This window comes from Gaoshiqia sediminis (genome assembly GCF_025907915.1).
GTDB classification, from domain to species: domain Bacteria; phylum Bacteroidota; class Bacteroidia; order Bacteroidales; family Prolixibacteraceae; genus Gaoshiqia; species Gaoshiqia sediminis.
Genome location: NZ_JAPAAF010000027.1, coordinates 23,278 through 44,434 on the forward strand (window position 1 = coordinate 23,278; position 21,157 = coordinate 44,434).

Consider the following 21,157-nt stretch of genomic DNA (forward strand, 5'->3'; position numbering starts at 1 on the left):
TGATTCTGTATGAACTTTACAAAACTAATTAATTTTAAACGTCAGATTTTCGTGATTTCGCAGAAAACGTTCAATTTCGTGGTTCATCTCAATACGTGTGTTCCTTGAAAACAGATTGACAACCGTTTTTGTTTCCGAATCCCACAGATTAAACTTCAGCAAAGCCGTGCCCCTGTTTCTTCGGCTGATATCCTCAATTTCCTGCACCAGTTCGGGGGTTACCGCCTGAATCGCTAACTGAACCGTAACACTTTTCACCTGGTTTTTGCGCACCTCTTCGAGCATTTCGATGTAGCGCACTTTAAATTCCAGCCCTCCGCGGAAGCTTTCCTGTACGACTCCTTTTACCAGGAGAAACAGGTTTGGTTTGCAAAACTTGGCGAACTCCACATAATCTTTTCCAAAGAAGGCGATCTGGTAGGAATCGCCGTAATCGGCCAGGGTCATTTTGCAGTAGGGTTTTCCATTTTTCGACATGGCTTCGAAAGCCTCGGTTACCATGCCGGCAAAGGTAATTTCGCGGCCTCTCAGCGCTTCGATATTGTTGTTCAGGTCCTTCAGCGAATGCTCTTTGCTGACGAAATTCTCAATCTCCAACTTGTATTCATCCAGTGGGTGCGAGGATAGGTAGATGCCGATCAGCGATTTCTCTTTCTCCAGCAATACAATTTTGGGCCATTCGGGAACATTAGGAATATCGGGCGTCTTCACTACCTGGGCCGACATCACCGCCCCAAAAAGGGACTGTTGCGTGTTGTTATTGTCGAGCTGGATTTGATGTCCGTATTTTATCAGTTTTTCAATAAAGCTGGCGTCGTTCAGGTCGCTGCCGGCAAAAAACTGGCTGCGTTTGAAACCGAAACTATCGAACGCTCCGGCCATAGCCAGCGCTTCGATGTTCTTTTTATTGACCGATTGCAGGTTCACCCGTTCCACAAAATTGAAAACATCCGAGAACAGGCCTTTCTTGCGGGCTTCAATGATATCGCCAACGGCACCGGCTCCAACACCTTTGATGGCAGCCATTCCGAAACGCACATCTCCCTTTTTGTTTACTGTAAATTTCAGGAAACTCTCATTCACGTCAGGGCCCAGCACATTGATTCCCATCCGCTGCGATTCTTCCATCAATTTGGTGATCTCGGCAATGTTGGTCATGTTCCGGCTCATGTTGGCCGCCATAAACTCGCCCGGAAAATGAGCCTTCAGGTAGCCGGTTTGATAGGCAATGTAGGCATAACAAACCGAGTGCGATTTGTTAAAGGCGTAACTGGCAAAGGCTTCCCAGTCTTTCCAGATTTTATCAATCAGTTTGTCTGCTTCTTTTTCTTTGCCAATCTGCTTGCAACCTTCCATAAAATCAGGATTGGCCTTACAGCCTTCCACGAATTTCACCTTCAGCTTGTCCATCATGGCTTTTATTTTTTTACCCATCGCCTTACGAAGCGAATCGGAGTCGCCGCGGGTAAAATTTCCCAGGTGGCGCGACAATAGCATCACCTGTTCCTGAAAGACCGTGATCCCGTACGTATCGCTCAGGTATTTCTCCATCATCGGATGGTCGTACTCCACCTTCTTGCGTCCATGCTTCCGGTCAATATAGTCCGGGATGTATTCCATTGGTCCCGGGCGATAGAGGGCGTTCATGGCCACCAAGTCTTCAAAACGGTTGGGTTTCAGGCTACGGAGGTGCTTTTTCATACCCGGCGATTCAAACTGAAAGATGGCAGTGGTGTCGCCGCGGCTGAACAGCTCGAATGTTTTCTCATCATCCATCGGAATTTTATCAATGTCGATTTCAATTCCTTTGGAAAGACGGACATTTTCCAGCGTTTCTTTTATGATGGAAAGGGTTTTCAGGCCCAGGAAGTCCATTTTCAGCAAACCGATAGCTTCCACAAAGCGACCGTCGTACTGGGTGGTGTAAAGCGACTCTTCCTTGGTAGGCATGATGGGGATATGATCCGAAAGCGGATCGCGACTGATCAGGATTCCGCAGGCATGCACACCGGTCTGGCGCACCGAACCTTCGAGGGTTTGCGCAAATTTCAGGGTACTGGCGATCAGCGGATCGTCGGAGTTTTTTTCGCGCAGCAATTCAGGACTTTCTTTGTACGCCTTCTCAAAGCTCATTTTGGGAGCTTCGGGCACCAATTTTGCCAGACGATCGGCTTCAGAGAGCGGCAACTTCAACACACGGGACACATCACGAATGGCCAGCTTGGTCGCCATTGTTCCAAACGTACAGATGTGGGCCACTTTGTCCTGACCGTACTTTTCGGTCACCCAGTCGAGCACCATCTGACGGCCATCATCATCGAAGTCGATATCGACATCGGGCATGGAGATCCGGTCGGGATTCAGGAAGCGCTCGAACAGCAAGTCGTATTTTATCGGGTCGATGTTGGTAATTCCCACACAATACGAAACGGCAGCCCCGGCAGCTGACCCTCGGCCCGGACCTACCAATACGCCCATCTCTCGGGCGGCATTGATAAAATCCTGGGTAATGAGGAAGTATCCGGGAAAACCCATCGTTTTGATGGTGTTCAACTCAAAATCAATCCGTTCGAGCACATCATCCGGAATAGGATCGCCATAGCGTTCTTTTGCGCCAATGTAAGTCAGGTGCTGCAAGTAGTCGGCTTCCAGCTTGATGCGGAGTACTTTGTCGTATCCCCCGAGGCGTTTGAAGGCATTTTCGCCAAATTCTTCCAGCAGTCCGGCTTCCGAAAATTTTTGCAGGTATTCCGCCTCCGTACCAAATTCCTCAGGAATGGGAAACGGGGGCATAATCGGATCGGAGTTAAGCTCAAACTCTTCCACCTTATCCACAATCTCCTGGGTGTTGGCCAAGGCCTCCGGCACGTCGGCAAACAACTCATTCATTTCGGCGGTGGTTTTAAACCACTCCTGTTTGGTGTATCGCATCCGGTTCGGATCGTCCACATCTTTGCCGGTATTCAAGCAGATCAGCAAGTCGTGCGCATCAGCATCTTCGGCATTGGTAAAGTGAACGTCGTTAGTGGCAATCACTTTCACCCGGTGCTTTTTCGCCAGGTCAAGAATCACTTCATTCACCAATACCTGGTTGTTATACACCTGCTCATTCAGTTGCGGCATCTCTGAATTGTGCCTCATCAGCTCCAGGTAATAATCATCGCCAAAAACATCCTTATACCAACGGATGGCCTCCTCCGCCTCGTCGATCGCATTGCGCATGATGCACTGGGGGATTTCTCCGCCCAAACAGGCCGATGAAACAATTAAGCCTTCGCTGTGCTTTTTCAGCAACTCCTTGTCGATACGGGGTTTGTAATAGAATCCATCCGTATTGGCTGCCGAAATTAGCTTGATGAGATTAACATAGCCGGTGCGGTTTTTGGACAGCAAGATGAGGTGGTCGCCCGAGCGGTCGATTTTGTCGTTTTTATCGTAAATGGAACGCGTGGCCACGTAAGTTTCGCAGCCCAGGATCGGCTTAATGCCTTCCCGCTTGCAGGTGTCCCAAAATTCTTTCACCCCGAACATCATCCCGTGGTCGGTTAGCGCCAGGGCGGTCATGCCATCGCCTTTGGCTTTTCCCACCAGCCCTTTTATGCTGGCTGCGCCATCCAAAATGGAATATTGCGAGTGTACGTGTAAATGCGTAAACGGAATCATTTTCAGGTGTTTTAATCGATCTTCAACTTATCCAACAGCAGGCTGTATTGGAAGCCTAAAATTAAGGTTTTCAATCAGCTTGTGAAACGGATGTTGATAAAACATGAAAAATGGAGAAATGGTTAATCCCGCTCCAGCTCATCAAAAGCAGCATAGATCAGATCCGCCTCAAATCCCCGGCTTTGGGCAAACCGGAAAAGCTTGGCTTTTCGGTCGTATTGATTCGCCGCCCGGGTGTTTTTGTTCTTCTCTTCCAGCAACCGGGCCAGGGTTTCGCGATAATTATCATCTTCAATTTCGCCCAATGCCTGCTCAATAATTGCCGGTGAAACTTTCTCTGCCCGCAAGTGATGGGCAATTTTAACCCGCCCCCACTTGTTGAAACGAAATTTGTCGCGCACATAGCTTCGGGCAAAGCGATCGTCATCCTGAAATTTCTCAGCAACCAGCCGCTCCAGGACCATTTCGGCCTCGTCCACCATCAGCCCCCAGTCGTGGAGTTTCTGCAGGATGCTCCCGGAACTTCTTTCCGAGCGGCTGCAAAGCGCTGCCGCCCGCTGATAGGCTTCTCGTTGTTTTTCGTTTAACTCTGCCATCGTTCTTTTAGTGTACCGGCAAAGGTAGGACTCTTTTACGAACCGATGAACCAAATTTTGGCAGTGGAAGACAATTACGTATAAAAAAAGGATGTTGCCACAGAAAAGCGACAACATCCTTAATACCAAACACAAAATCTTTTATTACCACTCTATAGCCTGATCTTCATCGGGTATTTGAGTGTTAATCCTACGTTCCATGGCTATCTGGCCTCGTACCGTAAAATCATAGTCCACAACATCTGAGGTTGAATAATCCCTAAAACTAAAGTCAATTCCCTCAATAATCGTCGTACGCTTCAACAGATACGGACGTGTAACATCCATTTGCTCGTCCACAGTAAACGTTGGCGTACTGTATGACTGAAACTGCATCTCCGGGTTGTCCGAGTAAAGTCTCACCTCGTTTGTCTCTTCGTCAAGCTCAGCATAAACTTTATAATTATGACGATCCATACGATTCTCATCGACCATCCCTGCGTAAAAGAAAACAGTATGATCATCAACAACATAGAGCTGAATATTGCTTTTTACGATTGGGGCGCCATTTTCGCTGCCTTTGATGTAGGTTTTGAGGTTAGCAGCACCATATTTTCCGGAGTAATCGTTGAATGGCATTACACGGAGTAAAGCTTTCTTGTAATGTTTCCGCGGGTGTGGTGTGTAAGTTCCATTTTCCGTATCGGGTACAATCGTCAACGGTAGTATCCATTTGTCAGCCAAATCAATATCCTTGAAGTTAAAATCGATATTCAGCAGGCCAACATCCTCTCCAGCTTTAATATCCACAGTTCCGGGCATCGTAAAGTATGTGTCACTTAGCTGTTCATAATACAGGTCAACTCTACTCTGAAATCTCTCATAATTAAGAACTTCTAAAGTATCCGGATCAAGAGCCACCTTAACTGTCAGATTTTGCGGATTCGTTGTCGAACCGCTGACTACTACAGGTAGTTTGTAGTTCGAAACCTCATCCGCCTTATAGCTGACATAAATTTCGGTTACACCCAGGTCATTTAACGGAGCTTTAAAGGAAACGTAATGCTCATATTGCTCCTCTTTCCACTCTTCATTGCAGGCACTGAAAAAAAACAGCGCAACCGCCAGAAACAATAATATGTGATATATCTTTTTCATACGTTTTTTTGTTTAATTTTTCGGACAGACAGAACGCCGAAATGTTTCAAATAACATCTATCTGTATGTCCTTAATTCTTCTTTGCCTTGTCTTTAGTCGTTAGAAGTCCATCCCGGGTTTTGGGTGAGGCGTTTATTACGCTTTAGCTCACTATGGCTGATTGGCCAAAACCACATTTTATCAGAAAAGGTTGATTGAAGTCCCCATGAATTCACAGGCGTATGGAATAATTCCCTGTTTGCTTCATCCATCAGAACATTGCAGCCATAAATGGGAAGCGACTCTTCAGCGGGGGCATCCTTCCAGCGACGCAAGTCGTAGTAACGTTTCCCTTCGCCCATCAATTCAATTTGACGTTCGCGCTTCAACGTAGCACGAAACAAATCCTTATCACCATATACATCCTCCGTGTAATCCGGTACTCCTGCACGGATGCGAACCGGACGAATACCCTTTTTCATTTCGTTGACGTCACGACTAATCGTATAGGTCGTGCTTCCATCCCACGATGGGATCTGATAGGTGCCGTCCAATTCATTCAAGGCCTCCGCATACATCAACAAAATATCGGCATAACGTATAGCCGGTTCCAGCTTACGAACAACCAATGGTCCACCACCAGGAACACCTCCTTCATTAGTATCTCCCGGATGTACAAATTTTTTCATCCCAATGCCGGTGCGAAGCCATGCCAGCGTATTGGTGTACCCATTACCACCTCCCCGGTAATAAAACACCTGTTTTTCACGGTCTTGTGGCAGAGTTGCATTTTGCATATGCCAAATGCTGCCACTATAAGCCACCGAGGCATAAAAGCGTGGCTCCCGATTCGCATACTGTAACGAAACGCCTGTGGGCAGTGGTTTATACATCCCAGCATCCACATCGGCCTGGGTAACAAAACCTGTTAGCCTGTTACTACCGTCCCCCCTGCCTATTTCACGATCTTTACCAGGGCTGTCCGTTCCATCGTTCATATAATAGGCATCAACTTGCTTTTGGGTTACACCATTATTCGACCAACCATCAGCTATAATGGGTAGCTGATTTGCTACCATACCCGCAACTTGCTCATCTCCATTATCTCCACGCGTAAAAATTAACTCGGGGTTATCACCTGTAGCGGTGCCATTGAACAACGAACGGTAAGATTCGAAACAATCGATATTTTTCCAACCATTGGGCCAATCCTTATCCGAGAACTCGGGATCATACGGAGGATCAATCGTTGCCGGGTAAGCAATATTACCGGATGTTTTGTAATTCACTGTGAATAACTCATATACGCCGAGCTCCATCACGTCTCTGGCGGCAGCTGCAGCTTTGGCCCACTTCTCTTCGTCATAGGTTGTTGATAACAACTGGTTTCCTTCATCGTCCACCAATGCCATGGCATAGTCATCCGTATTTCCGTTCATCAACGGACTGGCGGCAAATAAAAGCGCTTTTGCCCGGGCGGCCAGAGCTGCCCCCTTTGTAGGACGTGCCACCTCCGAATAAGGATCACGAGTCAATTTTAAATCCTTCGCGGCCAATAGCATTTCACTACTGATGTAGTCGGCACATTTTTCATACGAACTGCGGGGAGTGGCGATATCATCGTAGCTGTCGTTATAATCAATACCTTCTTCCGGTAATAAAGGAATAGGACCGTATTTGCGCAACAGAATCCAATAGTAATAAGCTCTTGCAAAACGCGCCTGCGCCCGGTAATCAGCAATTTCCGTTTCTGTCAACTCCGTATTCATATGAATGTTCTGAATGAAAGTTGTCGCATTACGGATTCCCCGGTAAGCCTGCGTCCAGGTTGCTTGTTTGGCGTTTTCGGAGTAGGAGCCGGTGTGAAATATATTATAGGAGAAAGTTGCTCCGGATCCGGTAACACCAAAGTCGGCATCATCGCCACCGTAGTACATATCATCGGCAAAACAGTGGGGTGTATTACGCTTATTGGCTACGTCAGCACACTGTCCCGTCATATCTGAGTAAACATGGGCTAACCATTCTTCGGAATAGGGTTTGCTCGCGAATACCTTTTCAATGGTCATACGGTCTTTAAAATACTGGTCAGATTCCAGATAATCCGAACAGGAGGAGAGAATACCCGTTCCGAATACCAAGCCTAACAGAAGATATATTGTTCTTCTCATGTTGCTTTTCATTTCAATTAGATTTTACAGATTAATGGTTAGTCCAAGTGTAACAGATTTTGTCAAAGGATACTGTTCCCCGTTTCTGGAGCCCAGTTCAGGATCCCAAAGTTTAAAATTCGACCAAGTCAGCAAATTTGTCCCCATTAAATAGATGCGAAGATTGTTGAAATGGTATTTATTGACGATTTTTTTAGGAAGCGTATAACCAATGTCAATCGTTTTAAGACGCAGATAAGCCCCATTTCTCAACCAGAACGTAGAACTTCTGTAGTTATTCGCATTTCCGCCATAACTCAACCGGGGATAGGAGGCATTGGGATTTTCGGTTGCGGGATCACCAGATATATCTGCTGAAATCCACCGATCGGATTCCATCATCGCTTTCAACGGAACTCCCCATTCCCCTTCGCTGAAGGCAAACGCAGTTTTACCGGTGAGCGTAAAGGTAGATTTTCCTGCTCCCTGAAATAGAACATTAATATCAAGACCTTTCCAACCTGCAGAAGCTCCAGCGCCATAAATCAGATTCGGCCGGCGGGTTGCACCAATTGCCACCACGTCACCATCATTTATAACTCCGTCGCCATTAACATCTTTATATTTGATGTCGCCCGGCTGATATTCGCCAAAGGTTTGTTCAGGACTGTTACGAATATCATCATAATCTTCAAATAATCCCAGCGCAATCAATCCACGGGATTGGTCAACCCGGTAACCTCTTTCCATTTGATAGGGATAGACATTATTCTCTTCATCTCTCTCCAGAATCTCGTTTTTACTGTAAGTTAAGTTACCCCGAACTGTCATATTTACCGATCCAACCTTTTCTTTGTATGCAAAACGGCCATCAAAGCCTTCCGAACTAACCGCTCCGACATTCGCCTTGGGAACACTCTCAAGGCCAACCATGGCCGGAAGATAGTTTCGGGCCATGTAGATCCCCTCGCGCTTTTCTTCAAAGTAGTCCAGGTTAGCACTAAATTTATTATTAAACAGTGATAAGTCCAGCCCAAGGTCGTTTTTGGTCGCCACCTCCCAAGTTACATATGTCGAAGCTACCTGCGAAAACCGCATACCGTCAAACGATCTGTCGAAATTGTAGTCAGCCCACTGGTATCCCGCAACTCCACTCTCTATTGTATAAAGGTATGGAAAACGTTCTCCCATATTATCGTTACCTACTTTACCGTGCGAATAACGAATTTTAAACATGTTTACCCACTTCATGCTAGATTTGACCAAACCTTCTTCCGCCAGGTTCCAGGCCAAAGAATATGCGGGAAAATACCCGAATTGATGGCCAATAGCAAAGTTTTCTGAACCCGTATATCCGAAGTTGAAGTCTGCAAAGTACTTAAGCTTCCAGTTGTAAGCCACGCGACCTGCAAGTCCCTGGTTTCTTTTGGAGACTCCGTTCTTGATGTCACCACCCAGGTTTTGTGTTTGGATGTAGGCATCCTGCGTATATTTTACCGTTCCACTGAAGTGATGTTCCTTCAATGTTCGATCGTAGTTGAACATCAAATCAAGAAATTCCCTGCGATCACCGGATGAACTGCTTTCCTGGTGCATTTCCGAAGGGTCCGATATGTGTGTGAATACAAGATCTCCATCGGCATTGCGGGCTCTTTCGGCTTTCCATTGTTCAGGCCATTTTAACCGCCGTATGTCATTGTTATTATTGGTATCGTATCCAAAACGCCCTGTAAACTGAAGTCCTTTTGCAATAAAATCTAAATTTTGCTCTAACGAAACATTGGTTTGGATTCGGTTAGTCCAGTTCTCATTATAGCCGGTTTGTGTAGCCGACACCCACGGGTTTGTCTGATTACCGGTTCCTAAGGCAGGAATATAGCCGTTGGAGTATATAATTGGAGTGCTAATGGGCGAATATCCAAAAATCTGTCCCCAAACATCTCCATCTCCCAGACCAGGACTGTTGCGTCTGCCCAACGTTCCCGAAACCCCTACTTTCAGCACAGTTGTTTTGGTAATGTCCATGTCCGTATTCAAACGGTAAGTCCAGCGGCTGTAGTTTGCATTCGTGTTGTAATCGTCACGCAGCGATTGATCAGTATTATACATCCCTTGCTCCTCCAGATAACTGGCCGAAACATAATAACGTGCTGTCGATCCTCCGCCACTAATGTTTAAGTTGGCGCGATAGTTTGATGCGCCGTCTTTTAACAGCAGGTTTTTCCAATCTACATTCGGATATAAATCCGGATCGAGTCCCAAACGCAGAATCTCGAGCTCTTCAGGCTGGTAAACCGGCTCCTGATTTCTTGTAATGCGAGACTCATTTAGTAAATTGGCATAAGTAAAGCCATCAACAAATTCAGGGGTAATGGTCCGCGTGTTGTAAGAAGTCTCCACTTTAGCATCAATATTGACTTTACCAGCCTTACCTCTTTTTGTTGTAATTAGGATAACACCGTTGGCCCCTTTCGAACCGTAAATAGCAGTTGCCGAAGCATCTTTCAGCACAGTAAACGATTCAATGTCCTCGATATTCAGGTCATTCAAATCGCGTTCAAATCCATCGACCAACACATATGCGCTGGAACCGGCTCCAAAAGTTGAAATACCGCGAATCCAGAATTCTGACCTGTTTTTACCAGGCTGTCCGGATGTTGTCCAAGCCATAACTCCTGGCACATTTCCTGCCAGAGCATTTGAAACATTGGAAGCAGAGGTTGCTTGGAGTTCTTTTACATCTACGGTTGTGATGGCTCCGGTAACCGAAACTTTTTTCTGGGTACCGGTACCAGTTACTACAACCTCATCCAGCAAACTATTTTCTGATTCATTCAACGTGACGTTAACAACACGTTGTTCCTTGATTAACACTTCAACTTTATCGTACCCGATGTATGAGAAGGTCAATCGTTGATATTTGGGAACTTTAATTTTATATTTCCCTTCCCCGTCGGTAATGGTACCCAGCCCCGCAATTTCCGCGACATAGATGCTGACACCTACCAGGGTTTCCTTGTTTTGATCGGTTACGATACCCGTTATTTCAACAGTCTCTTTATCCTCCTGAGCCAATACACTCAATGAGAAGCCGAAGAATAACAGACATACGATTATAATCTTAGTCATAATATTCAGTGTGTGTTTAGTTATTGCTTAAAATTACTCTGCTTCAATTTTCCGGATACAGCGGTTCTGTAAATCAGCGATATAAAATGCACCTTCAGACTCATTGTAGGCGATCCCGGTCGGTTGGTTGAAACGGGCTTCCAGACGTACGTCCCCTTCAACATAGCCGTAGGGATTTGAATCAAGACTTGAGCTGCCTCGTCCGGCAAAGGTGTCAACCCTTCCATCGGGTTTTAGCACACGAACCGCATGATTATGTCGATCGGCAATATAGAAATCGTATTCGTCCTCTCTACCTGCATAATCAGGATTCTTAACAAACACACCACCATAAGGGGTATTAAAACGGGCACTTGTTCCTACACCGTCAGCATATGCGGCTACCCTCGGCTCACCAGCAACACGATAGGGGGTCTTGAACCTTTTATTTTCCCAGTCGTAATCAGTTCTAAGGATATAATGCTGGTTGAGAACCATGATATAGGCGTAGTTCCCTGTTGGATGACAGACCAGGTAAAATTCCCAGTTGATATCTTGAATTGAGAACAGGTCCTCATAATCTGTTACGCCAAGTGTACCGCCCAACCTTTGGGAATTCTCGATATCATAGCGCCGAAGAGTACCTGTCTGGAATTCGCAGAAATACAATTGTCCATCCTGGGGATGTATTGCTACCCCCTGGTTACCCCTGGCCCGGATGAGAACTTGGGGATCGGTAAAACCGTTAGCTCTTGACATAATCGAAACGGCAGGATTATTCACATTTCCCTGAGAGTGACCCACAACCATGTATTGCCCATCTCTGGTGAAACTCACACCTCGCAGACGCGATTGATTACTTACAGCCGATCCGTCTATAACCTTATTGACTGTACTGTCGCTAAAATCAATAGTGTATATTCCTGGCCCGTTATCGTAGCTAATAAAAAGACGTTTAGGATCCAAGGGATCGTAATTCATAATACAGGCTTGTGCAAAACCGGTAGCTTCGTCAAATTTCCCCGGATTCCAACCTTGGTCATCTCTTTCGTTCTTGTATCCAACCAGCGTACTAACAATTGTTTTTCGCTGATATTTAAACAGCTTTTCAGACGAGGCTAAGGGTTCCTGGTCGGGCTGCTTTTTTCCCATGTATATTTCAACGGCGCCACTAAATGCCTTTCTTGGCACAAGACAATAGATGCTTTCTCCTTGAACACCAATAACTTTAGCCTTCTGCCCTCCAATATACACTTGAATAGAATCTGGATTGTTCCCAAAATTTTTTCCATAGATCACCATACGCTGGCCTAAGCCCCCGGAGTCGGGTGTAAAATTCGTTATTTCAATAGGCTGTGACGGGTCATAAGGTGCCGCGTTTATTAAAATCGCGCTTGGTGAGATACCATCGTCACTACAGCTCATATAGAAAAGAGCCAAAAACAACGACGTCATCCAATAAATGGTCCTGCGACCTTTAATATTGAAATTTTTCATATTCAAACAATAATTTAGATTTAATACTTCCGGAAACTCATAATTGTCGAAGTGCCCGATAAGCCCCAATTCAAGTGGCGACACCTGACAATCAACTGGTTATCTACCAGACAAAATACAGCATTCCTTTCAACCGTTTTAGTTGAAATACTACACATCTCATTTTTCCTCATAGCTTTTTTTTAGGTTTTTAGTTAAACTTAGTATTCATATTTTCAAATACATCCTTCATCCGCTTTGGCATAAATACAATCTGCTTGTACCAATTACTCACCAATTCTTTTTAAATAGTTCCATTTTTTTTTGGAACAAGCATGAGCACCATGCTTACAATTCTATTATCCTGATAGTTGAACACCATTTCCTGCAAATAAAATCAACCACGCTCTTAACCGAACTATTAAATCTATTTGAGATTGTTTATCGGGATATATTCAAAATTAACTCGCAAAGTCCTACTCCTTTAGATTTTTGCTTATATTGCGACCTCATATTTTGGATTTTGATTTCCCGGAGCAGCCCCGTAACAAGAACACGATATCATGTCGCAAAAGGCAGCACCACAAACAGATAACGAAATACAAATCAAGATCTGAAATACATCAAAGTCTTTCCTTCCGCTCATAACACATTACCAATCAAAGTCAAAATTGCTACGAAAGGCGACTATCTGTGATATAATCGCCGAGGTTAGCTCAATTAATTAATTTTATGAAACGAATAGTAGTTCTGCTATTTTTTTATACCTTCTTGTGTCCTCTTTTTGCCGGAGAGAAGGAGAGCGATAAAAGAGCAAAGAATTTTACCTCAAAGGATGCGACAGTTTCGATCGATGCCTTCAATCAGTCTTTTTACAACAAGGATACCGGGGTGTACAATGCAACTTCAGAAAATCCTGGTCGGGCTGCAATCTGGACACAAGCAATCTACTGGGACATGATCATGAACGCTTACTTGCGAACCAATGATCCGGAATATCATCAGTTAATACAAGAAATCTATCTGGGTGCATGTGGCCAGTATGACAATTTTAACTGGAACAATACAACAGAATGGTTTATCTATGACGATATCATGTGGTGGATCATTTCTCTGTGCCGGGCACATAACATCACTGGTAATGAGCATTATCTGGAACTGGCCATTTCGGGCTTTGACCGGGTTTGGTATGGTTCCGAGGGGATCGACGAGCGTGGATCGTACGATGCGGAAAAAGGTGGGATGCGCTGGGGTTGGAAGCGCGATGAATGGAAAGGCAAAATGGCCTGCATCAATTACCCCACGGTAATAGCGTCGGCACTTTTGTACCAGATTACCCGGAATGAGGACTACCTCAACAAATCAAAAGAGATTTACAATTGGGCTAGTAACAATTTATTCAATCAATCAACAGGGGCCGTCGCCGACTCTAAACATGGTGACGGCGAACCTCACTGGCGCATGCATTTATACAATCAGGCAACCTGCATTGGATCTGGGGTTATTTTGTATAAAATTACCGGGGAAGGCAGGTATTTGCAAGACGCTATCCAGACAGCAGACTATATAAAAAACGAAATGTGCGACGAAAACGGTCTTCTGCCCTATCGAAACGGAATTGAACAGGGTGTATATGCCGCAATTTTCGCACAATACATCGCGGAACTGATTGAATGCAACCAGCCTCAATACCTGGACTGGATACGGAACAATATCAATCACGCCTGGAAAAACCGGGACAAAAAAAGGAACCTGACCTTCAAGGATTTTGCCAGTCCATGCCCAACCGGAACATTGGAAGTCTATGATGCAAGCGGCTGTCCGGCCTTGATGCAGGTTATCCCTCCGGCAAAATAAATCAAGCAAAACAATAGTATTGCACTCTCTTCGCCTGAAACACGAAAACAGAAATCAGCCTGAAGAGTGCAAACAGCAAAAAAACGACACAAAAAACCAGAAAATACAAACAAACATGCTAAAAAAAACACTTTTCCTTTTATGTATATACGCCAGCTATATTTCGACACTATTCGCTCAAAGCTGGCAACCAAAGCAAGCCCGGATTATGAGCCCCTGGGCAGATCAGGTTAATCCTGAACATCCACTACCCGAATACCCCAGGCCGCAAATGACCAGAAACAACTGGATGAACCTGAACGGTATATGGGATTTCACAAAAGTGGATTTTATGGCCCATAATGCAACTCAAAGTTTCGACAAAAAAATCCTTGTCCCTTTCCCGATGGAGTCGGCCATTTCGGGAATTATGGACACAAATCACGAAGAAAATAAAGGCAAGATATTTCTCTATCGCCGCACCTTTATACTACCCGATGCCATGACCGGCAAAAAGGTTTTATTGCACTTTGGCGCGGTAGATTGGAAATGCATAGTTTACATCAACGGAATGCCGGTTGGTGAACACAAAGGCGGTTTCGATCCCTTTTACCTGAATATCAGCAAAGCACTGGACAGCACGAAAAAAGAACAGGAAATCCAAGTGTTCGTCCAGGATTATCAGGAATTTGGCGGCTACCCTCACGGAAAGCAAAAAATCGGTGAGAAGGTCATCTGGTACACTCCCGTTACCGGGATCTGGCAGACAGTTTGGTTGGAAGCTGTATCACCGATCCATATCGACAAGCTCGTCATCAATCCGGATATCGACCAAAAGAAGGTAAACATCAACGTAGTTGCTGAACTTGCAAACGCTGGCTCCAAAGCGAATATCAAAATTTTTGATGGCAAGAAACTCATTGCATCAAAAACCGATGTAATCCTTAACAAAGGTGTGGACATCGAAATTCCCAACCCAAAATTGTGGAGTCCTGAATCACCATTTCTGTATGACCTGAAGGTTGAATTATCAGACAACCGTCAAGCGGTTGACACGGTTGGCAGCTATTTCGGCATGCGTAAAATAAGCATGGGCATGCAAAACGGATATCCATGCATGATGCTCAATAACAAGTATTACTTCCACTACGGATTCCTCGATCAAGGCTATTGGCCCGATGGCATCTACACGGCACCGACCGATGAAGCGCTTCAATTCGACATTATCAAATCGAAACAGTTTGATATGAATATGGCCCGCAAGCACATCAAAGTAGAGCCGGCACGCTGGTACTATCATTGCGACAAAATGGGCATTTTGGTTTGGCAAGATATTCCAAATCCCGGATTTGGCAAAAACGGAAACATACTGGGAGAGCACACGAGTATTCGGGACAACTTTCACGACGAAATGGTCCGGATTATGGAATCGCTGCACAACCACCCTTCCGTTGTATTATGGACGGTGTACAACGAAAGCTGGGGCCAGCCAAATGAAGAAACTTCGCAACAAGGTGTCGACATCGCCCGAAAACAGGACCCTTCACGACTAATCAGCATTGCCAGCGGCTGGAACGACTCAGAATATGGTGATATAAAGGACACACATTGGTATCCCGAGCCAAACATGCTACCCAATAAAATGAACAAAAGAGCATCGGTTTGCGGCGAATACGGTGGCATCACCCTGCTGGTTGATAACCACCGGTGGATTGGAGGCAGCAACATGAAATACACACAAGTATATAGCTCCGAAGAACTGACAGAACGATTTATAAAATATATAGATATGGTAAAAGAGCTCCAGGCAACCGGGCTTTGCGCAGCCGTTTACACCCAACTAACTGATGTTGAAGACGAAGAAAACGGAATGATGACTTATGATCGGAAAGTGATCAAAGTTAATGACAAGCAGTTGGCTAAAATTCGGAACACCATCGAACAAACCAGGGAAACGGCATCACAGATCAAACCGGTAATGAAAATATCTCAAACCATCGATGTTAACAACGAATGGAAATATCTGATGAAAAACAGCCCCTTGGAATCGGACTCCTGGAAAGAACCGGCGTTTTCGGATTCATCCTGGAAAACGGGTGAAGCTGGCTTTGGGCAAGGTATCCACAAAGAATATCTGATTAATACCGAGTGGAATACATCCTATATCTATCTCCGAAAAGAAGTTGAATTTGAGAATATTACTGCCGGTGAGTTGAAAAACCTGAAACTACATCTCTTTTATGACGAAGACTGCGACATCTATATCAACGGAATTTTAGCATCATCGCTTACAGGCTATTCAACACGTTACACATATGCAGATCTGAATAACGAAGCGCTAAAGTCTATTCAACCTGGCAAAAAGAATCTGGTTGCCGTCAGATGCAAGCAAACAGCAGGCAGCCAATTTATCGATATCGGATTCTCGGTAAAAAAATAGACCATAATGGTTATCTGAAACATCGCTCAGAACCGCAACCACAAAAATTCGCGATTGCCCGCGCTGGGCAAACCAAACAAAAAAAGCCACCGATTATCAGTGGCTTTTTTTGTTGTCCTGTTAGGGCTCGAACCTAAACTCTTCTGATCCAGAATCAGACGTGTTGCCAATTACACCACAGGACAGTTATCGGAGGACAAATGTAAGCACTTTTCAGATTGATCCAAAATTTGCCGCTAGGATCAATTTATTCCCCACAAGTTTTTATAGTGATCCGATCAGAAAGCAAAACGGGGAAAAACTTTCGCTTTTCCCCGCTTGTGGTGCCACTCGGAATCGAACCAAGGACACATGGATTTTCAGTCCATTGCTCTACCAACTGAGCTATGGCACCATAGCTGCTTTGTGTTTGCGGTGGCAAATATAGCGCAAAAAAATTAACCACAAAACAAAAATCAACGCTCATCGCGTATTTTTTTGACCTCTGTAAGCAAACCAATTCTTTTTCATTTATTTATCGGTTGATAATTTCCTGTGGTTTCCTACTTTTGCACTCCAATTATGCAACACGTGAAGATAGATACACGCACATTGAACAATGGTATCCGGATCATCCATCAACAAGTAGATTCGCCTGCCGCCCATTTTGGCATCATCCTGAATACCGGTTCGCGCGATGAATTACCCGAAGAGCAGGGAATTGCCCATTTTATTGAACACGTCATCTTTAAGGGCACCAAAAATCGCAAAGCCTACCATATCATCAGCCGCATTGAGGACGTTGGCGGCGAGCTGAATGCCTATACCTCTAAAGAAGAAACTGCTGTTTACGCTACCTTCCTAAATGAGCATTACGACCGCAGCATGGAGCTCATCAGCGATATTATTTCGAACAGCACCTTCCCTGAAAGGGAGTTGGAGCGCGAAAAAGAAGTAGTAATCGAAGAAATCAACTCGTATAAGGACAGCCCCTCGGAACTGATTTTTGATGATTTTGACGAGTTACTGTTTGACGGCCACCCGATCGCCCGAAATATTTTGGGAACGCCACAGCTGGTAAAATCGTTCAACAAAAAAAGTATTCTCAATTTTATTGAAAAGAACTACCACACCAATGAAATGGTGCTCAGTTCGGTTGGAAACATTCCGTTTGAACGATTCTTGTTTCTTGCTGAAAAGTATTTTGGCAACCTTGCAGAAAAACCCCGCACGCGGCAACGGCAAATCTTCAATAATTACAAACCGGGCTTCCTGCGTGTAAAAAAGGACACGTTTCAAACGCATTGTGTGATTGGGAACATTGCCTACAATGCAAACGATGAGAAGCGCATGGGCATGGTATTGCTGAACAATATTCTGGGCGGACAATCGATGAACTCGCGGCTCAACCTGAGCCTCCGCGAACGTAATGGCATGGCCTACAATGTGGAATCAAACTATACGGCTTTTTCAGATACGGGTCAGTTTAACGTGTATTTTGGTACCGATCGCGAAAACCTCGAACGGGCCATCAAGTTGGTTAACAAAGAATTTCTGTTGCTGAAAGAAAAAAAGCTGGGCGGGCTGCAACTCAGCAAGGCAAAAAAGCAGCTGATAGGTCAAATTGCGATATCGAGCGAAAACCGAGACGATTTGATGCTCACCCTGGGTAAAAGTTTTCTCTTATATAACAAGGTGGACAGTCTTCCCGAAATCTATGAGAAAATCGAACGCATTTCCAGTGAAATACTCCTGGAAATTGCCAACGAAATCCTGGATGAAAAATCGTTGAGTACCTTAATTTACGAGTAATGACAGGAAACGATCTTGAAAAATACATCCTGGATCATACGGAAGATGAAGATCCGGTACTAAAGGAACTGGATCGGGAAACCCACCTGAACGTTCTTCGTCCCCGGATGCTTTCCGGTCATTTACAGGGAAAAATCCTGGAGATGTTCAGCCACATGATCCGGCCCGACCGCATTCTGGAAATAGGCACCTTTACCGGTTATTCGGCCATTTGCCTGGCCAAAGGATTAAATAACGGCGGCATATTGCACACCATTGAGTTAAACGACGAGCTGGAAGCCATTGCCCGCAAATACATCGGGAAAGCAGGACTGACCAATCGGATTGTTTGCCATATGGGTGATGCCTGCGAAATCATCCCGACACTCAACGAAACTTTTGACCTGGTTTTCCTGGACGGCGACAAACGGGAGTACAGCCATTATTTTGACCTGGTTTTCGACAAAGTCAGACCCGGCGGTTTTATTTTTGCGGACAACATCCTCTGGAGCGGAAAGGTAACTGAAGCGGTTGATCCTCGCGACGAACAAACCATCGGCATTTTGCAATTCAATAACAAAATGAAAAATGACCCACGAGTAAGCCAAGTCATTCTTCCGTTGAGAGATGGGTTGATGCTGATCCGGAAAATTTAAAATTTTTGCTGAATAATTCCAATTGAAGAAAAAAGGCGCGGATAAGGCGCCTTTTTTATCGTTTTGCATTTCCTTTTATTTCTGATGAACTAACATACCGCTGACTACCTCTCCTTCCATCGTCAATTTATATATATAAACCTTGTTCACCTGGCTGACCGGGCTAAAAACTTCCCGATACGAAGTACTGGCTTTTGTCATTCCGTTGAAAACGGTTTTTATCAAGCGTCCGGATTCATCAAAAATATCGATGCGTGTATGAGTGTCCATTGGTGGCACAAACTCAAATACCACCTGATCTTCAAACGGATTGGGATAAACCAATACAACTTCGCACTCTTCCTCAACCGCCAATATTTCTGCTGATTTTTTCTTGTTATTAGTATGAATTACAATAGATCCCCCTCCAATAGCTGTACTTGGATCTTCGTTATCGTCAAGCCCTAAATTGCTATCGTAAACAACTAAGTCCTCGTCATTTTTATCCCAGATTTTTATCCTGAACAGATCAACATCTGTACTGGGAGCCAGATCTGCATCAATAGCGCTTAGTAAAAACCCGTAATTACCGAAACCGTTAATTGTTCCCGCACCTTTGAATATTCCTTTTGAACCGGCTATAACCAACCAATCGTAAGCCGTACTTTTAAAGTTCATGTTCGCTGTGTGGAACTGAAATTCGGTATTTCCTGTTGGTATGGTTTTACCTTTCTGGTATTTCGATACAAACCCGAAGTTTGCTTTGCCGGTTAATGACGAATCTGAAGTATAAGCTCCTGCGGGAGAATTAATCCAACCGCCACCTGTTACAAAACCAGCACTGGGATCATAAATAACGACATAGTTATATACTGCAGTATCGGTCAATCCACAGACATCTGATACAGTTACCAAAATTGAATATACTCCAGGATCGATGTAGGTATACTCTGCGATAACTACACCTCCCGAAGCACTATAATCATTGTTAACTCCATCACCCCAATCTACCTTGAGTGTTGTGGCGTTTATATCCATATAACTTACATTGAGCGAAACGGTGGAGCCAAGCTGAACGGGATCAACCGGTCCAGATACGTTGGTTATTTCAGGAAGGCCGTTAACAACAGTTACTGTAGCTGTACACATATCCGTTTCCTGACCGTCACTTACTGTTAACGTAACTGTATTTTCTCCTGCATCAGCACAAGTAAAGCTAGTTTTATCAATGCTCCGGGTTATATTATCGCCGTCAGGGTCATAAGAACCTCCGTCCACTTGTGAGGCAGAAAGTATAGCCTCACCGATTGCATCAAGAGTAATGATTACACTTTGGCACACTGCTGTTGGCGGGTTATTGGGTAAGCCTAAAGCACCAATATATATACCTCCTTCACCAGCACCCAAACAGGGCGATCCCGGCTGTAAATAGTAATTTTGGTTCAGATAATCGACCATTAGGGGTTCGGCATGAATTGAATGAGGCCCAATAGGTTGCCCCCCCGCTATATCAATCATTTGAGGAGGGTAGTTAGAATAAAAACAGTTGTAATCATGATCAAAATAAGTAACATCTGGGCCTGGCCCCTCAATCCCTTCTTGACGATGATAGGCAATAATGTTATTTTTTATAACAATATGATCTCCTCTCCCTCCAACTAATATACCATCGTAAGTATATGTTCTAAGAATTGTATTATTGACAACATTGATATTACTATTTTTATATGGAAGATTAATATCACCAGTAATAGAAATTTGATGAAACTCATTATGGTCAACTATGTTATGCGCAATATCAATATTATCGCAATATAGAATAAATATTCCAAGTCCGTGAAAAGAGCTCGCCTGGTCGTTATCATGAATATAGTTTTTTATGATATCGCAATTTGAACAATGCTCCATCGTTATTCCGTGAACGAAATTTTTTATTTCAAAACCAGCGATCAAACATCCTGAAACGCTTGAAAAATGAATTCCATAATATTGACCATTTACTGTAGGTACTAAAATAGACGCATTACTACCATCCTCTTCCCGTGAGCCAATCAACGAAAGATTATTAACCGAATTATTGGTAATCGCACTACTAATATAGTAAGTGCCAGGCGCCACCTTGATAATATCTCCGTCGTTGGCTGCATTAATTGCATCCTGGATGTTGGAATAATCGGCAGGAACATGGATTTCAATAGCACTACAAATACTAATCCATCCGGAACACAAAAAGACAATTAATGTGTAGATCAATCTCGCCATGCATGATTTAGATGCTATTTGCGGATATGCTTTAAAGTATTTATTAGTCATAGTTTCCTCCCGGCATTGAAAATGCCTCATCAATAAAATCAATTCATAGTTTT

General features: G+C 44.4%; 11 protein-coding genes and 2 tRNA genes. 4 read left to right on the forward strand and 9 right to left on the reverse strand.

Going from position 1 to position 21,157, the window contains the following annotated elements; genetic code table 11:
- Positions 1–24: 24 nt before the first annotated feature.
- The 6 genes from dnaE to N2K84_RS14860 form a co-directional block, all read right to left on the reverse strand.
- Entirely contained in the window at positions 25–3,663 is a 3,639-nt protein-coding gene (gene dnaE / locus N2K84_RS14835; protein WP_282592609.1) for a DNA polymerase III subunit alpha, read from the reverse strand.
- A gap of 122 nt (positions 3,664–3,785) precedes the next feature.
- Positions 3,786–4,259 carry a regulatory protein RecX gene (locus tag N2K84_RS14840; RefSeq protein ID WP_282592610.1) on the reverse strand — a complete coding sequence of 158 codons (474 nt, stop codon included), beginning with the start codon at positions 4,257–4,259 and terminating at the stop codon, positions 3,786–3,788.
- Positions 4,260–4,403: 144 nt separating this feature from the next.
- Entirely contained in the window at positions 4,404–5,396 is a 993-nt protein-coding gene (locus N2K84_RS14845) for a DUF4973 domain-containing protein (RefSeq protein ID WP_282592611.1), read from the reverse strand.
- Between the two features lie 93 nt (positions 5,397–5,489).
- Positions 5,490–7,547, reverse strand: coding sequence for a RagB/SusD family nutrient uptake outer membrane protein (locus tag N2K84_RS14850; protein ID WP_282592612.1), 2,058 nt, complete (start codon positions 7,545–7,547; stop codon positions 5,490–5,492).
- A gap of 24 nt (positions 7,548–7,571) precedes the next feature.
- Positions 7,572–10,655, reverse strand: a complete 3,084-nt coding sequence (locus tag N2K84_RS14855; RefSeq protein WP_282592613.1) for a SusC/RagA family TonB-linked outer membrane protein — start codon at positions 10,653–10,655, stop codon at positions 7,572–7,574.
- Positions 10,656–10,688: 33 nt separating this feature from the next.
- On the reverse strand, positions 10,689–12,131 hold the full coding sequence (locus N2K84_RS14860) for an IPT/TIG domain-containing protein (protein ID WP_282592614.1): 1,443 nt from the start codon (positions 12,129–12,131) through the stop codon (positions 10,689–10,691).
- Positions 12,132–12,842: 711 nt separating this feature from the next.
- Between N2K84_RS14860 and N2K84_RS14865 the strand changes: the two genes are divergently transcribed.
- Both N2K84_RS14865 and N2K84_RS14870 read left to right on the forward strand, forming a co-directional pair.
- On the forward strand, positions 12,843–13,967 hold the full coding sequence (locus N2K84_RS14865; protein WP_282592615.1) for a glycoside hydrolase family 76 protein: 1,125 nt from the start codon (positions 12,843–12,845) through the stop codon (positions 13,965–13,967).
- 271 nt (positions 13,968–14,238) lie between these two features.
- On the forward strand, positions 14,239–16,386 hold the full coding sequence (locus N2K84_RS14870; protein WP_282592616.1) for a glycoside hydrolase family 2 protein: 2,148 nt from the start codon (positions 14,239–14,241) through the stop codon (positions 16,384–16,386).
- A gap of 112 nt (positions 16,387–16,498) precedes the next feature.
- On the opposite strand, the gene N2K84_RS14875 is transcribed toward N2K84_RS14870, so the two are convergent.
- Positions 16,499–16,571 (reverse strand) — tRNA-Gln (locus tag N2K84_RS14875).
- A gap of 136 nt (positions 16,572–16,707) precedes the next feature.
- Positions 16,708–16,780, reverse strand: a tRNA-Phe gene (locus N2K84_RS14880).
- A gap of 167 nt (positions 16,781–16,947) precedes the next feature.
- Here N2K84_RS14880 and N2K84_RS14885 point away from each other — a divergent pair.
- Positions 16,948–18,177 carry a M16 family metallopeptidase gene (locus N2K84_RS14885; RefSeq protein WP_282592617.1) on the forward strand — a complete coding sequence of 410 codons (1,230 nt, stop codon included), beginning with the start codon at positions 16,948–16,950 and terminating at the stop codon, positions 18,175–18,177.
- Positions 18,177–18,812: an O-methyltransferase gene (locus N2K84_RS14890; RefSeq protein WP_282592618.1), complete on the forward strand. Its 636-nt coding sequence runs from the start codon at positions 18,177–18,179 to the stop codon at positions 18,810–18,812. Before N2K84_RS14885 ends, N2K84_RS14890 begins: the two co-directional genes overlap by 1 nt.
- A 75-nt stretch (positions 18,813–18,887) precedes the next feature.
- Here the strand turns inward: N2K84_RS14890 and N2K84_RS14895 are convergent, their stop codons facing one another.
- Positions 18,888–21,104 carry a right-handed parallel beta-helix repeat-containing protein gene (locus N2K84_RS14895; protein WP_282592619.1) on the reverse strand — a complete coding sequence of 739 codons (2,217 nt, stop codon included), beginning with the start codon at positions 21,102–21,104 and terminating at the stop codon, positions 18,888–18,890.
- Positions 21,105–21,157 lie beyond the last annotated feature (53 nt).

Excerpts from the sequence above, each read along its gene's own strand:
- N2K84_RS14855 (WP_282592613.1), bottom strand. The coding sequence starts at position 10,655 with ATGACTAAGATTATAATCGTATGTCTGTTATTCTTCGGCTTCTCATTG.
- N2K84_RS14885 (WP_282592617.1), top strand. The coding sequence starts at position 16,948 with ATGCAACACGTGAAGATAGATACACGCACATTGAACAATGGTATCCGG.
- N2K84_RS14890 (WP_282592618.1), top strand. The coding sequence starts at position 18,177 with ATGACAGGAAACGATCTTGAAAAATACATCCTGGATCATACGGAAGAT.
- N2K84_RS14850 (WP_282592612.1), bottom strand. The coding sequence starts at position 7,547 with ATGAGAAGAACAATATATCTTCTGTTAGGCTTGGTATTCGGAACGGGT.
- N2K84_RS14845 (WP_282592611.1), bottom strand. The coding sequence starts at position 5,396 with ATGAAAAAGATATATCACATATTATTGTTTCTGGCGGTTGCGCTGTTT.
- N2K84_RS14865 (WP_282592615.1), top strand. The coding sequence starts at position 12,843 with ATGAAACGAATAGTAGTTCTGCTATTTTTTTATACCTTCTTGTGTCCT.
- dnaE (WP_282592609.1), bottom strand. The coding sequence starts at position 3,663 with ATGATTCCGTTTACGCATTTACACGTACACTCGCAATATTCCATTTTG.
- N2K84_RS14840 (WP_282592610.1), bottom strand. The coding sequence starts at position 4,259 with ATGGCAGAGTTAAACGAAAAACAACGAGAAGCCTATCAGCGGGCGGCA.
- N2K84_RS14860 (WP_282592614.1), bottom strand. The coding sequence starts at position 12,131 with ATGAAAAATTTCAATATTAAAGGTCGCAGGACCATTTATTGGATGACG.
- N2K84_RS14895 (WP_282592619.1), bottom strand. The coding sequence starts at position 21,104 with ATGACTAATAAATACTTTAAAGCATATCCGCAAATAGCATCTAAATCA.
- N2K84_RS14870 (WP_282592616.1), top strand. The coding sequence starts at position 14,239 with ATGACCAGAAACAACTGGATGAACCTGAACGGTATATGGGATTTCACA.